The organism is Vibrio sp. A2-1, assembly GCF_021728355.1.
GTDB classification, from domain to species: domain Bacteria; phylum Pseudomonadota; class Gammaproteobacteria; order Enterobacterales; family Vibrionaceae; genus Vibrio; species Vibrio splendidus_K.
The window spans coordinates 662,938-676,653 of record NZ_JAKKCO010000002.1 but is presented as its reverse complement, the minus strand read 5'-3'; the positions used below and the strand labels follow the sequence as shown (position 1 = coordinate 676,653).

Annotated in this window: 13 protein-coding genes; 8 read left to right on the top strand and 5 right to left on the bottom strand. The window is 45.0% G+C overall.

Annotated elements, in window-relative coordinates:
* Positions 1-19: 19 nt before the first annotated feature.
* Entirely contained in the window at positions 20-379 is a 360-nt protein-coding gene (locus L3V33_RS10675) for a putative quinol monooxygenase (protein WP_004734402.1), read from the top strand.
* Positions 380-504: 125 nt separating this feature from the next.
* On the opposite strand, the gene dxs is transcribed toward L3V33_RS10675, so the two are convergent.
* The 3 genes from dxs to xseB are packed head-to-tail and all read right to left on the bottom strand — an operon-like array spanning position 505 to position 3,557.
* Positions 505-2,388 carry a 1-deoxy-D-xylulose-5-phosphate synthase gene (gene dxs, locus L3V33_RS10670; protein ID WP_237290355.1) on the bottom strand — a complete coding sequence of 628 codons (1,884 nt, stop codon included), beginning with the start codon at positions 2,386-2,388 and terminating at the stop codon, positions 505-507.
* A 21-nt stretch (positions 2,389-2,409) separates the two neighbouring features.
* A complete protein-coding gene (gene ispA / locus L3V33_RS10665; RefSeq protein WP_004734404.1) occupies positions 2,410-3,294 on the bottom strand; it encodes a (2E,6E)-farnesyl diphosphate synthase in 885 nt (294 codons plus the stop codon).
* Between the two features lie 20 nt (positions 3,295-3,314).
* Positions 3,315-3,557, bottom strand: a complete 243-nt coding sequence (xseB, locus tag L3V33_RS10660; RefSeq protein ID WP_004734405.1) for an exodeoxyribonuclease VII small subunit — start codon at positions 3,555-3,557, stop codon at positions 3,315-3,317.
* A gap of 298 nt (positions 3,558-3,855) precedes the next feature.
* Between xseB and pomA the strand changes: the two genes are divergently transcribed.
* From pomA to rlmM, 7 genes are all read left to right on the top strand, one after another.
* A complete protein-coding gene (gene pomA / locus L3V33_RS10655) occupies positions 3,856-4,620 on the top strand; it encodes a flagellar motor protein PomA (protein WP_004734406.1) in 765 nt (254 codons plus the stop codon).
* 12 nt (positions 4,621-4,632) lie between these two features.
* Complete coding sequence (locus L3V33_RS10650) at positions 4,633-5,580, top strand: flagellar motor protein MotB (RefSeq protein WP_004734407.1); 948 nt, start codon at positions 4,633-4,635, stop codon at positions 5,578-5,580.
* Between the two features lie 339 nt (positions 5,581-5,919).
* Complete coding sequence (gene thiI, locus L3V33_RS10645) at positions 5,920-7,368, top strand: tRNA uracil 4-sulfurtransferase ThiI (protein WP_102447355.1); 1,449 nt, start codon at positions 5,920-5,922, stop codon at positions 7,366-7,368.
* A 663-nt stretch (positions 7,369-8,031) separates the two neighbouring features.
* Positions 8,032-8,940, top strand: coding sequence for a transcriptional regulator GcvA (locus L3V33_RS10640; RefSeq protein ID WP_171308090.1), 909 nt, complete (start codon positions 8,032-8,034; stop codon positions 8,938-8,940).
* Entirely contained in the window at positions 8,933-9,556 is a 624-nt protein-coding gene (locus tag L3V33_RS10635; protein WP_237290354.1) for an alpha/beta fold hydrolase, read from the top strand. The genes L3V33_RS10640 and L3V33_RS10635 overlap by 8 nt, the downstream gene beginning before the upstream one ends.
* Entirely contained in the window at positions 9,546-9,944 is a 399-nt protein-coding gene (locus L3V33_RS10630) for a DUF423 domain-containing protein (RefSeq protein WP_004734382.1), read from the top strand. The genes L3V33_RS10635 and L3V33_RS10630 overlap by 11 nt, the downstream gene beginning before the upstream one ends.
* The gene (rlmM, locus tag L3V33_RS10625) at positions 9,941-11,032 is read left to right on the top strand and encodes a 23S rRNA (cytidine(2498)-2'-O)-methyltransferase RlmM (RefSeq protein ID WP_029225208.1); all 1,092 of its coding nucleotides are present in this window, start codon (positions 9,941-9,943) and stop codon (positions 11,030-11,032) included. Before L3V33_RS10630 ends, rlmM begins: the two co-directional genes overlap by 4 nt.
* 93 nt (positions 11,033-11,125) lie before the next feature.
* Here the strand turns inward: rlmM and xni are convergent, their stop codons facing one another.
* Both xni and ppnN read right to left on the bottom strand, forming a co-directional pair.
* Complete coding sequence (xni, locus tag L3V33_RS10620) at positions 11,126-11,899, bottom strand: flap endonuclease Xni (RefSeq protein ID WP_237290353.1); 774 nt, start codon at positions 11,897-11,899, stop codon at positions 11,126-11,128.
* A 141-nt stretch (positions 11,900-12,040) separates the two neighbouring features.
* Positions 12,041-13,408: a nucleotide 5'-monophosphate nucleosidase PpnN gene (ppnN, locus tag L3V33_RS10615; RefSeq protein WP_004734386.1), complete on the bottom strand. Its 1,368-nt coding sequence runs from the start codon at positions 13,406-13,408 to the stop codon at positions 12,041-12,043.
* Positions 13,409-13,716: the final 308 nt, after the last annotated feature.

The following is a 13,716-nucleotide window of genomic DNA, read 5'->3' as shown; positions in this document are numbered from 1 at the left end:
ATAAAAACAAGGAATTACAATGTCTAAGAAGGTTTACTGTGTTGCTCAATTTCAGCCAAAAGAAGGCAAATTGAACGAGTTGTTTGAAGTTCTGAAATCACTAGAGCCAAACACAATGCGTGAAGACGGTTGTATCCAATATACAGTGACTCGTCACATTCAGAGCCCATTTGCAGAGGGTGAGAGTTTCCCTATTGCATTCAATGAGATCTGGGCGGACAACGAAGCATTCGAAGCACACTGTCAACGTCGTGAGATTCAACAGTTCTTCCAAGAGCAGTGTGTTGAAGAGACAGGCTTGGTTGAGAACTTCAACGTTGCTATCTACTCTGACGAACCAGAGAACTATGACGCACCAGTACTTAAGCCTTGTTGCTAAGCAGGCTTAATTGCTAATAACTAACAGCTAAACAACGAATAGTTTATCAGTTAGCAGATACTAAAAAGGTTGACCCTAGGGCCAACCTTTTTTGTTTTGTAGCTTATGCTGTTTGCTTGTGAAAGCTATTTGGCAAGGTAGTCGGAGATAGACTTCTCAATACCTTTCGCATCTAAGCCAAGCTCTTCATGCAGCTCACCTTGAGTACCTTGAGCAATAAATTTGTCTGGTAAGCCAAGGTTTAATACGGGCATCAGTAGTTTCTCTTTCATCAAGAATTCAACCACCCCAGAGCCTGCACCACCTGCAATTGCGTTCTCTTCGATAGTCACTAGTACATCGTGGTCAGCAGCAAGTTGTTTGATCAGAGCTTCATCTAGCGGTTTCACAAAACGCATGTCTGCAACTGTCGCATCGATAGCGTCTGCGGTTTGAAGTGCACTCTCAAGGAAAGTACCGAAGCTTAGGATCGCGACTTTCGAGCCATCTTTTGCTTTTTCGCTTTCGCGAACGATACGGCCTTTACCAATCTCTAGCGCAGTAAACTCACTTTGAATCTCTGTACCCATGCCATTACCACGAGGGTAACGAACGGCACTTGGACCGGTGTGCTGGTGGCCAGTGTATAGCATTTGGCGACATTCGTTTTCGTCGCTTGGCGCCATGATCACCATGTTTGGAATACAGCGCATAAAGCTTAAGTCGAACGCACCTTGGTGTGTTTGACCATCGGCACCGACAAGACCTGCACGGTCAATAGCGAACATAACCGGTAGATCCATGATTGCCACATCGTGGATCAGTTGATCATAGCCACGTTGCAAGAAAGTCGAGTAAATAGCGACAATCGGCTTATCACCCGCAATCGCCATACCGGTGGCTAGCGTCACAGCGTGCTGCTCAGCAATCGCTACATCAAAGTACTGTTCTGGGTACTCTTTCGAGAAACGAACCATACCAGAACCTTCACGCATTGCAGGCGTGATCGCCATTAGCTTAGGATCTTGAGCGGCCATATCACATAGGAAGTCGCCAAAAATCTTAGAGAAAGTTGGTTTAGAGCTGGTGCTCTTAGGCAGACTTGAATGTGCCGGATCGAATTTAGGTACGCCATGGTAGCCAATTGGATCTTTCTCAGCTGGCTCGTAGCCTTTGCCTTTCTTCGTCATGATATGCAGGAACTGAGGACCTTTGAGATCTCTCATGTTCTTGAGCGTTTTAATCAGCTCATTCACATCGTGACCATCAATTGGACCAATGTAGTTGAAGCCTAACTCTTCGAACATGGTGCCAGGGACAACCATGCCTTTTAGATGTTCTTCTGTACGACGAACGAGCTCTTTAATCGGCGGAACGCCTGATAGCACTTTCTTGCCACCCTCACGAATAGACGTGTAAAGACTGCCAGAAAGAACTTGAGCTAGGTGGTTGTTTAGAGCACCGACGTTTTCAGAGATCGACATCTCGTTATCGTTAAGGATAACCAGCATGTCATTGTGAATATCGCCCGCGTGGTTCATGGCTTCGAAGGCCATACCTGCGGTAATTGCGCCATCACCAATCACACTCACGACTTTACGGTTCTTACCTTCTTTCTTCGCACTGATCGCCATACCGAGTCCGGCGCTGATCGATGTTGAAGAGTGACCAACAGATAGGGTGTCGTATTCGCTCTCTTGACGCCATGGGAATGGGTGCAGTCCATCTTTTTGACGGATAGTCGACAAGCGGTCGCGACGACCCGTAAGAATCTTGTGTGGATAGGCTTGGTGGCCAACATCCCAAACCAATTGGTCAAAAGGCGTGTTGTACACATAGTGCAGAGCAACGGTTAGCTCTACTGTACCTAAGCCTGACGCTAAGTGACCACTTGACTGGCTCACCGAGTTAAGAAGATAGGTACGTAATTCATCACAAAGCTGTGTAAGCGTCTCTTTTGGAAGTAGACGCAAATCCTCTGGCTTATCAGCCAAAGCAAGAGTTGGGTACTTTGATATATCAAGAGTCATAGGTAATGCGCGCTTATTGTCTTAGTTCTTGCGCTCGATGACGTATCGGGCGAACTCTTCGAGTGACTGGGTATTGTATGGGATTGCAGCCAAAGCTTGAAGCGCTTCCTGTAGCAGAGTTTGCGCTTTTTCTTGAGCGCCCTCTAAACCTAACAAAGAAGGGTAGGTGCTTTTGTTCAAATCTTGGTCAGAGCCCTGTGGTTTACCCAAAGTTTCGGTATCGCTAATGATATCTAAAATATCATCCTGAACTTGGAAGGCTAACCCGATTGCATCGGCGTATTTATCTAATTGAGGCATCACTTCAAACGCTTTTTCGCCAGCAGCCAGAGCACCTAAACGAATCGCACTCTTCATTAGAGCGCCAGTCTTGTTACGGTGAACTTCTTCTAACTCTTCTAGCGTGACAGAGCGGTTTTCAGCTTCAATATCAAGCGCTTGTCCAATGCACATACCTTGTGCACCAGACGCTTCAGCTAGGCGTTGAATCATTCGAACGCGATTGCTTTCCCCGTCAGCACTTAATGTGCCTTCCGCAAGTATAGTAAACGCGAGAGTTTGTAGGGCATCGCCAGTTAAAATTGCCGTTGCTTCATCGTATTTGATGTGACAAGTCTGATGGCCACGACGAAGTTCATCGTCGTCCATTGCTGGAAGGTCGTCGTGAATCAGAGAATAGGCATGAATACATTCGATTGCAGAAGCTGGAGTGTCGAGTTCTTCAGCGGTACAGCCGAGCATTTCCCCTGTAATGTAGACAAGAAATGGACGTGCGCGTTTGCCGCCTAAAAGTAACCCATAACGCATCGCGTTGATAAGGTTCTGATTTTGGTGTGGCAGGCGATCAAGCCAAAGGTTCAGCTGCTCGTTATTACGTGCTTGATAAGACAATAAAGTCTCGATCATAGGGGATCTCATACAATTCGTTATTCTGGTTGTGGGTTAAAGTCACTAAGTTCTGCATTTTCATCATTTTGCAGTAAGATGCTAACACGCTGTTCAGCATCGTTTAGTTTACTTTGACCAGCACGAGCGAGGGAGATGCCTCGTTCGAACTTTTTCAGCGCATCATCTAAAGCTAGATCACCATTTTCTAGTTGATCAACCAAGCCATCAAGCTCTTCGATAGCCGCTTCAAAGCTCATATTTTCAGGTTTCTTAGTAGCCATAATAAATCTGCGTTTGGAAATATGAACGAACGTTACCCTAGGCCGCTGAGATGGTCAAATGTAACCAAGAAATTTTGCTAGAAAGTTCGTTTTTAAGGGGCTTGAACTCACTTTGGTTGAATAACCTTAGCTTTATCGAGTTTATGCGCTAAGGATAAGAGCAAAGTAAGCCAATAATTGTGATTCAAAAACGAAAAGTGTGATATTTAGGCCAAGAATTTACTAAAAGATCTTACAGTCTGGCCGATAAAAAGATTATCGTCGACGTAGAGCTACAAAAAAGCATGAGGAGTGCTCAGTGGATTTAGCAACCCTAATAGGTTTGATTGGTGGATTTGCCTTTGTAATCATGGCAATGATCCTAGGTGGAAGCCTCGGGATGTTCTATGACACGACATCCATTTTGATCGTGGTGGGTGGTTCAACGTTTGTTGTTCTAATGAAGTTCACCATGGGACAATTCTTTGGAGCAACCAAAATCGCTGGCAAAGCATTTATGTTTAAGGCCGATGAGCCTGAAGATCTTATCGCTAAAGTGGTAGAGATGGCGGATGCAGCACGTAAAGGTGGCTTCTTGGCACTTGAAGAAATGGAAATCAGCAACAGTTTCATGCAAAAGGGCATCGACCTATTGGTAGATGGCCATGATGGTGATGTGGTGCGTGCTGCACTGCAAAAAGACATCGCATTAACCACAGAGCGTCATGAGCAGGGCGCGAAAGTGTTCTCTGCATTTGGTGATGTTGCACCTGCGATGGGTATGATTGGTACCTTGGTTGGCTTGGTTGCCATGCTTTCTAACATGGATGACCCAAAAGCGATCGGCCCTGCGATGGCGGTTGCACTCTTGACTACGCTTTACGGTGCAATCCTTTCGAACATGGTGTTCTTCCCAATTGCGGACAAGCTTGCGCTGCGTCGTGATCAAGAGACACTAAACCGTCGTCTGGTGATGGATGGTGTATTAGCGATTCAAGATGGTCAGAACCCACGAGTTATCGATGGTTACCTCAAGAGCTACCTCAATGAAGGTAAGCGCACGATTGATGGTGAACCCGCGTAAGAGGAGTTGAAGATGGATGAAGAAAATCCATGTAAATGTCCTCCTCCGGGGTTACCTCAATGGATGGGGACATTTGCTGACTTGATGTCACTGCTGATGTGTTTCTTCGTACTGCTGCTCTCATTCTCTGAGATGGACGTACTGAAGTTCAAACAGATCGCTGGATCGATGAAATTTGCGTTTGGTGTACAAAACCGCTTGGAAGTGAAAGATATTCCTAAAGGGACTAGCATCATTGCGCAAGAGTTTCGCCCTGGTCGCCCAGAGCCGACTCCTATCGATGTGATCATGCAGCAGACCATTGATATTACGCAGCAAACGCTTGAGTTTCATGAAGGTGAATCTGAGCGTGCTGGCGGCACAATGCGTGACCAAGGCAAGATGACGGGAGGCAAGTCGCCAGAGGTCTCTACTCATGACAATCAAAACTCTGAGTCAGACCAACAGCAACAGCAAGCCGAAGCTCAATCGCAAGAGATGGAAACCTTGATGGAGAGTATCAAGAAAGCGTTGGAGCGAGAGATCGACCAAGGCGCGATTGAGGTTGAAAATCTTGGCCAGCAGATTGTCATTCGAATTCGTGAGAAAGGCGCGTTCCCATCGGGTTCCGCTTTCTTACAACCTAAGTTTCGACCATTGGTTAGACAGGTGGCTGAATTGGTAAAAGATGTACCGGGCATTGTCCGTATCTCTGGGCACACGGATAACCAGCGACTGGATTCAGAGCTTTATCGTTCTAATTGGGACTTATCATCGCAGCGTGCGGTGTCTGTGGCTCAAGAGATGGAAAAGGTACGTGGCTTCTCTCATCAACGCTTGAGAGTGCGCGGTATGGCCGATACAGAGCCTGTTGAACCCAATGATACTGAATGGCAGCGTAGCCTCAACCGCCGTGTTGAAATCAGCATAATGCAGGGTGAGCCGCTTTATAGTGATGAAGTGCCTGTTATTGGTCAGTAGTAGGCAGAGAGACAGCGATTAGTCTTCAGGTACACATACGTTAGTCAGCAGATAGCATCGAAAGCCCAACCTTATGATGAGGTTGGGCTTTTTGTTTTGTGGTCTTCAATGATGCTCTCAGTTGTATTTATGTCGTTTTGAAATCTGCTACTTTTAATAACAGGCAGTTTAATTATCGGGTTCAAGCAAGCACTCTTTTCCTTGCTTCACTTTCTCATGTATAATTCGCGCCCTTAGATTTAATATTGATCTATTATTGCTTCAATAACTATGTGAAATGACCTTTTACGTGGTGATGAACCTACTAAAATTTGTGAACCTTATTGGCGTGAAAGTACTATGAAATTTATTGTTAAGCCTCATCCGGAAATTTTTATTAAAAGTGAATCGGTGCGTAAGCGCTTCACAAAGATTCTAGAACGTAATATTCGTACTATTCTTCAGCGTCGTACTGAGTCTGTGGCTGTCTTCAACCGTCGTGACTACATCGAAGTGACGTCTGAGAGCGACAAATACTTTAAAGAAACACTCGAAGTATTGACGCAAACTCCGGGTATTCATCACTCCCTTGAAGTTCAGCAATCAGAGTTTAAAGACCTGCATCATATTTACGAGCAAGTTCTTGAGCGAAGCGGTGCTCTTATTGAAGGTAAGACTTTCTCTGTACGTGCTAAGCGTCGTGGTAAACATGACTTTACCTCTATTGAGCTAGAACGCTACGTAGGTGGTGGTTTAAACCAAGCGGTTGAATCAGCAAAAGTAAAACTGAAAAATCCAGATATTACCGTTAAAGTTGAAGTCGAGAACGAGAAGCTAAACCAAGTTATTGAACGTCATAAAGGCCTAGGTGGTTTCCCTCTTGGTACTCAAGAAGATCTGCTTAGCTTGATCTCTGGTGGCTTTGATTCTGGTGTTTCAAGCTACTTACACATCAAACGTGGTTCTAAAGTGCATTACTGCTTCTTCAATCTTGGTGGCCCTGCTCACGAGATTGGTGTTAAGCAAGTTTCTCACTATCTATGGGATAAATACGGTTCATCTGCAAAGGTGAAGTTTATCTCTATCGATTTTGAACCTGTAGTTGCAGAGATCCTTGAGAACGTTGAAGACGGCCAAATGGGCGTTGTTCTTAAGCGTATGTTCATGCGTGCTGGTGGTATGGTTGCAGAGCGTTTCGGTATCGAAGCCCTAGTAACCGGTGAAGCATTAGGTCAGGTTTCTAGCCAAACGCTAACTAACCTTCGCCACATTGACAACGTGACCGATACTTTGATCCTTCGTCCGCTTATTAACTGGGACAAAGAAGACATCATCGACCTGTCTCGTAAGATTGGCACTGAAGACTTTGCGAAAGTAATGCCTGAGTACTGTGGTGTTATTTCTAAGAAGCCAACAGTGAAAGCGAAGAAAGGCAAATTAGAAGCAGAAGAAGCTAAGTTTAACTTTGAAGTGCTGGAGCAAGTGATCGAGAACGCTCGAGTTATGGATATCCGTGACATAGAGAAAGAGAGCCAAGAGCAAGCGCCTGAAGTTGAACAAGTTCAAGCTGTCGCTGAGCACGCTATCGTTCTCGATATCCGTAGCCCAGACGAAGAAGACGAAAGCCCACTAGAGATCGATGGTGTTGAAATTAAACATATCCCGTTCTTCAAGCTTTCGACTCAGTTTGGCGACTTGGATCAAGCAAAAGAGTACTTGCTGTACTGTGACCGTGGTGTAATGAGCCGTCTACAGGCACTTTATCTAAAAGAGCAAGGCTTCCATAACGTGAAGGTTTACCGCCCATAGTGGTATAGAGTAGCCGAATATTTTGCAAAGCCGTTTACTGAAAAGTAAGCGGCTTTTTTATTTTCTATTGTGATTGTTTTACAGTAGGCAGTAAGAGGCGCGAGTTTGTCGAGTTATCATCATGCTCTGTCTTGAGATTCTGAGATTGAAATGATGGGGTTTTAGTTGGCTTGTAGGTGACCGAAGAAGTGTGAGTATCTGAGGAACTCTGTTACTTTTTAGTGCTATTCAATGGTTCTATTTGTATGTGTTCAGTTGATTATTTGAGTGGGTGTCTGATTCTGTGATTAACGATGAAAAATAACAAAGATTAATTAGTATAGCTATTGATAAACTTGTTGTTATTTTTCTTTGCACATAAAAAAACACCGCCCATAAGGCGGTGTAAACAAATTTGACAGACAGGTCAAAATAAATACAGGAAGTACATGTCTCGTTTCAGTATAGAACTGCAACAAAACATTTGGTAGAACTCTACCCAACTCGAAAAGAACGAGTTTGCAAACACAACATCGCAGGAGCTAAACCAATTGATTCTAGAGAGAATCAAGCCGTTCAGGCTAGCTGCTGCGGGATGAAATATAGAATTTCTCTGGCCGCTAGGCAATGGACAAATTATAATGTTTCAGATAAAAAAAACTAATGCTTATTTAGAGAGTACCTATGTCTCGTCGATTACCCCCATTAAACTCGCTAAGAGTGTTTGAAGCCGCTGCTCGACACTTGAGTTTTACGCGCGCTGCAGAAGAGTTGTTTGTTACTCAAGCTGCAGTCAGTCATCAGATTAAAGCGCTTGAAGAATTCTTGTCTTTGAAGCTGTTTCGTCGAAGAAACCGCTCTTTGTTGCTGACGGAAGAAGGTCAAAGCTACTTCTTGGATATCAAAGATATTTTCACATCACTGGCAGAAGCGACAGACAAAGTGCTTGAGCGAAGTGAGAAGGGCGCATTGACCATCAGTTTACCGCCAAGTTTTGCGATTCAATGGTTGGTGCCAAGGCTTGCAGACTTTAATCAGCAAGAACCTGATATCGACGTACGAATTAAAGCCGTTGATATGGATGAAGGCTCGTTGACCGATGATGTAGACGTAGCTATTTATTATGGTCGAGGTAATTGGTCGGGGCTTAGAGCCGATAAGCTTTATCAAGAATACTTGATCCCTCTTTGCTCACCTTCAGTGTTGCTTGGTATCAAACCATTAGAATCTCTAAGCGATTTAGCATGCCATACGCTATTACACGATACTTCTCGAAAGGATTGGAAGCAGTTCGCTAAGCAAAATGGCATCGATGGGGTAAACGTCAATCACGGTCCTATCTTTAGTCACTCAACCATGGTGTTGCAGGCAGCAGCTCACGGCCAAGGTATTGCACTGGGTAACAACGTGTTGGCGCAACCTGAAATCGAAGCGGGTCGTTTGATTGCGCCTTTTGACGAAGTGTTGGTGAGCAAGAATGCCTTCTATGTGGTTTGTCATGAGAAACAAGCCGATATGGGCCGTATCGCCACCTTCCGCGATTGGATGCTGGCGAAAGCGCAAAGTGAACAAGAGGATTTACTCGATGAATAGCGTCATCATTGACGGTGAAGACAATCCAATCACCTTTATCTTTGCACATGGTGCTGGCGCAGGTATGGATCATGAATTCATGCAGTCGGTGGCAAAAGGGTTAGCCTTTAAAGGGATACGAGTGATTCGTTTTAATTTCCCTTACATGATTAAACGTGCTGAAGATGGCAAGCGTCGTCCACCTGACAGAGCCCCTAAGCTGCTTGAAGCTTACCAAGACATCATTGAGCAGTGCGATGCCGATAAGCTTGTGATTGGCGGTAAATCGATGGGAGGGCGTATGGCGAGCCATTTGTCTGAAGTTGATAAGGTGGCAGCGATGGCGTGTTTAGGCTTTCCTTTCCACCCTCCTAGTAAGCCAGAGAAGTACAAAGGTGAGCACTTAGCTGAGTTACAAAAGCCATGTCTTATTCTGCAGGGTGAACGCGATACCTTTGGTAAGCGTGAAGAGTTTACTGATTTCGACCTGTCGGATTCTATTCGTGTTGAATTTATCCCAGACGGTGATCACAGCTTTAAGCCTCGTAAGAGCTCTGGTTACACAGAGCAGCAGAATATTGCCTTAACCGTTGAGAAGCTATCGGCGTTTATCAAAGGGGTACTCGATGAGAAGTAAGTATTTACTCACGTTTGCAGGTATCTCTGGCGCGATTGCTGTGATGCTTGGTGCATTCGCCGCTCATGGCTTAAAAGCGATCTTGCCTGAGTATCTTTTGGGTGTGTTTGAGACGGGTGTTCAGTATCAGTTTATTCATACTCTAGCGATATTGGCATGTGGTGCTCTGTTACAGATGAAACTTGGCGCTAAATCACAAAAATATTTTTTCATTGCGGCAATTTGCTTTATCATCGGCATCCTTTGTTTTAGTGGCAGCCTTTATGGCTTGGCACTGACAGGAATAAAATGGTTTGGCCCTATCACTCCGTTTGGTGGTCTACTATTTATCATTGGTTGGGGAGTCTTCTCCTTCGCTGCTTTGAATATAAAAGAGGTAACTCAGTGAAACACGTACTACTTTATTGTCGCTCTGGTTTTGAAAAAGAATGTGCTGGCGAAATTCAAGACAAGGCAACACAACTGGAAGTGTTTGGTTTTCCTCGCTTAAAGAACAATACAGGCTTTGTATTGTTTGAATGTTATCAAGCAGGCGAAGCCGATAAACTGGTTAAAGAGATCGACTTCCAATCGCTGATCTTTGCTCGTCAAATGATCGCGGTAGCGGTTGAAATCAAAGATCTGCCGACTGATGATCGTATCTCTCCAATTCTTGAGGCGCTTTCTGAGAAAGAAGGTTTCCCACGTTGTGGCGATATCCGTATTGAAACGCCAGACACCAATGAAGCGAAAGAGCTTTTGAAGTTCTGCCGTAAGTTTACCGTGCCAATGCGTCAAGCTATGCGTGGTAAAGGTCTGATGACAGCGAAAGACAATGTTAAGAAGCCTGTGCTTCACTTATGTTTTATCGCTCCGGGTCACTGCTTGGTGGGTTACTCTTACCCAACCAACAACTCACAGTTTTTTATGGGCATTCCTCGTTTGAAGTTCCCATCAGATGCACCAAGCCGTTCTACATTGAAGCTAGAAGAAGCATTCCACGTATTCATCCCTCGTGATGAATGGGATGAGCGCTTGGCTCCAGGTATGTGGGGTGTTGATTTGGGTGCGTGTCCAGGTGGTTGGACTTACCAACTGGTTAAGCGCTCAATGTTCGTTCACTGTGTTGACAACGGCATGATGGCGGACAGCCTAATGGAAACGGGTCAAATCAAGCACCATATGGTAGATGGCTTTAAATTTGAACCTGACCGTAAGAATGTGACTTGGATTATCTGTGACATGGTTGAGAAGCCAGCTCGTGTTGCTCACTTAATGGGTGAGTGGATCATCAAAGGCTGGGCGAAAGAAGCATTGTTCAACCTTAAACTGCCAATGAAAGGCCGTTACGATGAAGTACTGCAGGATATCGAGAACCTGAAACAGTTCCTGATTGATAACAAAGTTAAATTCAAGATGCAGGCGAAGCACCTATACCATGATCGCGAAGAGATCACGGTGCATATTCAGTCGCTTTCGAATATCTCGCCGTACTAATTATTCACTTAAGTGAAAATTTAGTACTGCCAGTGACAAATAAAATGCTCCTTTAAGGGGCATTTTTTGTATCTGCTCATCCATTATCAGGAGTTAAGAATGAGCTTCGTAGCGAATATCTTGAAGGTTGAAGCCCAAATCGATGTCGGTTTTGAGTGCTGAAACGAGCTTACATACTCGAGCCGATTCAATATGCTCATCGAATTTCTTACGATACTTTTTCGGTAAGTCTTCAGCTAGGAATGCCGTTTCTATATCTGGATACGTTGTTAATATCTCTTTGGCCGCTTTTGGTCCAACTCCAGGAATCCCCGGCACTTGGCTTGAGCTGACGCCCGTTAATCCCCAGTAATCTGCGAGCTGTTCAGGTTTTACGCCAAATTCCGCTTCGATAAAGGGTTTATCTAACCAACGGTGTTGGAAGTAATCACGGATCTGTAGCGTTGGTGACAACAGTTGGCAGTAGCCCTTATCCGTCGAGATGATGGTGACCGTTTCTCCGTGATCGGCCACTTTCTTAGCGAGCGTAGCGACTAGGTCATCCGCTTCATCACCATCAGATAGCAGTGAATCAATCCCTAATTCCCACCAAGCTTGTTGGATAGCATCAAGGCCTTTCATTAATGGTTCAGGCATCGGCTTACGGTTTTGCTTGTAGGCAGGAAGGACTTCAGCACGCCAGCCTCGATCTTGTAAGTGATGATCAAATACCGCAATGATATGGGTTGGCTTTGATTCTTTTAGGATGCGATTAAGAGTACGAGCAGTAGTGGTGATGGTTCTTGCAATATCGGTTGGGTCCGGCTGAACAGAGTGAACGCGTCGGATGAGATTCAAAGCATCGATAATAACAAGATGGATAGACATAAGTTTCCACTAAATAGGCAATAAATAAGGGGCTGCTAGCCCCTTATAGTAACGTATCACTTGGTGAGTTGAAACGTTGGCGACGTAAACGTCATGACTTGTTTAGCTTTATGCTTGTGGCCTGTTATCAGTCACTTGTCGTTATTCGCTGCTAGGCATAATTTTATAGCAAGGAACATAGTCAGTGCCACCCGGCAGTTTCATGCGATGTTGTTCAACAAAGTCATTCAGCAGTTGATCCATTTTGGTCATCAGCTCTTTGTCGCCATCAATCAGGAATGGGCCGTGTTTCTCTATCTCTAGAATACCTTCGGCTTTGACGTTACCGGCCACAATGCCAGAAAACGCTTTGCGTAAATTAGCCGCAAGGCTTTCTGTTTTCTGGTCCATATGAAGATCAAGCGCCGCCATAGACTCATGTGTCGGATCGAAGGGCAGTTGGAACTCAGGCTCAATATGCAGTGACCAGTTATAGCTGTATGCATCGCCGGTCTCTTTACGGTGAGAGCGTACATCTGGCATCGCTTGTTTCATGATTTTCGCTGCGCGTGCTGGATCATCAATCACGATTTCGTAGTGTTTCTGAGCCTCTTCCCCGAGGGTTTCCCCGATGAACTTATCGATAGAGCGGAAGTAAGCTTCACTCTCTTTTGAACCCGTTAATACAATCGGCATGGGTTGGTCGACGTTATTTGGGTGCATCATGATCCCTAAGATATACAGCAACTCTTCAGCCGTACCGGGGCCACCAGGGAAAATAATGATGCCATGCGCCATACGAACGAATGCCTCAAGACGCTTCTCGATATCTGGCATTATCACCAGTTCGTTCACTATCGGGTTTGGCGGCTCAGCAGCAATGATTGAAGGCTCGGTAAGCCCCAAGTAACGATGATCAGTATAGCGCTGCTTAGCGTGACCAATCGCCGCGCCTTTCATTGGCCCTTCCATTGCACCTGGTCCACAACCCGTACAGATGTTGAGTTCACGTAGGCCAAGTTCATTACCTACTTCACGAGTATATTGGTATTCAGTGGCATTAATTGAGTGGCCACCCCAACACACGATCAGGTTAGGTTCGATGCCCGGCGTAAGTGCGCCTGCATTTCTCAAAATACCAAATACGAGGTTGGTAATATGAGTGGCATTAGTCAGGTTGAGTCTTTGGTTGTCTGCAAGATGCATGTTGACGTAGACAATGTCACGCAGCACTGAGAATAGGTGCTCTTGGATACCCTTGATGATTTCACCATCGACAAAGGCATGCTCTGGTGGGTTGCTTAGTTCGAGCTTGATACCACGCTCACGTCGCACGACTTCAACATCAAACGATTGATACTTGTCGAGCAACTCTTTGGAATTGTCGGTGTGGCTTCCCGAGTTAAGTACCGCTAACGTACAGTTACGATACAGTTGGTACAGATCACTAGACGCGGTTTTCTTAAGACGCTCAACTTCAAGTTGAGAGAGTAAATCCATGCTACCGGCAGGGCTGATATGAGTGATCATAGTGCCTCCTTGTTGAAAAGAGCAGGGGGACGTTGAAGTGACCCTCTGACTCGAGAGTGAGAAGCAAACGTTGAAAGTGTTTGGTTAAAAGGGAGAGAGTTAACCAGACGAAACGGTTACGACAGCGTTGCTTAATGGATTATATAATCTTGCTTAACAGTCTATATGCAGGTGCTTAACAGTATATACATGGGTGCTTAATAGCAGATGTATAGGTGCTTAAGAGCTAATATCAAATAAATTAAGAGCGTATATACAGCATTGCTTGCCAAGAATGCTTGTTAAGCGAATGTTAATCATTAGCTTAG

Bases quoted from the DNA above. Each gene is read 5' to 3' on its own strand.
- L3V33_RS10675 (WP_004734402.1), top strand. From the start codon at position 20: ATGTCTAAGAAGGTTTACTGTGTTGCTCAATTTCAGCCAAAAGAAGGC.
- dxs (WP_237290355.1), bottom strand. From the start codon at position 2,388: ATGACTCTTGATATATCAAAGTACCCAACTCTTGCTTTGGCTGATAAG.
- ispA (WP_004734404.1), bottom strand. From the start codon at position 3,294: ATGATCGAGACTTTATTGTCTTATCAAGCACGTAATAACGAGCAGCTG.
- xseB (WP_004734405.1), bottom strand. From the start codon at position 3,557: ATGGCTACTAAGAAACCTGAAAATATGAGCTTTGAAGCGGCTATCGAA.
- L3V33_RS10650 (WP_004734407.1), top strand. From the start codon at position 4,633: ATGGATGAAGAAAATCCATGTAAATGTCCTCCTCCGGGGTTACCTCAA.
- thiI (WP_102447355.1), top strand. From the start codon at position 5,920: ATGAAATTTATTGTTAAGCCTCATCCGGAAATTTTTATTAAAAGTGAA.
- L3V33_RS10640 (WP_171308090.1), top strand. From the start codon at position 8,032: ATGTCTCGTCGATTACCCCCATTAAACTCGCTAAGAGTGTTTGAAGCC.
- L3V33_RS10635 (WP_237290354.1), top strand. From the start codon at position 8,933: ATGAATAGCGTCATCATTGACGGTGAAGACAATCCAATCACCTTTATC.
- L3V33_RS10630 (WP_004734382.1), top strand. From the start codon at position 9,546: ATGAGAAGTAAGTATTTACTCACGTTTGCAGGTATCTCTGGCGCGATT.
- xni (WP_237290353.1), bottom strand. From the start codon at position 11,899: ATGTCTATCCATCTTGTTATTATCGATGCTTTGAATCTCATCCGACGC.
- ppnN (WP_004734386.1), bottom strand. From the start codon at position 13,408: ATGATCACTCATATCAGCCCTGCCGGTAGCATGGATTTACTCTCTCAA.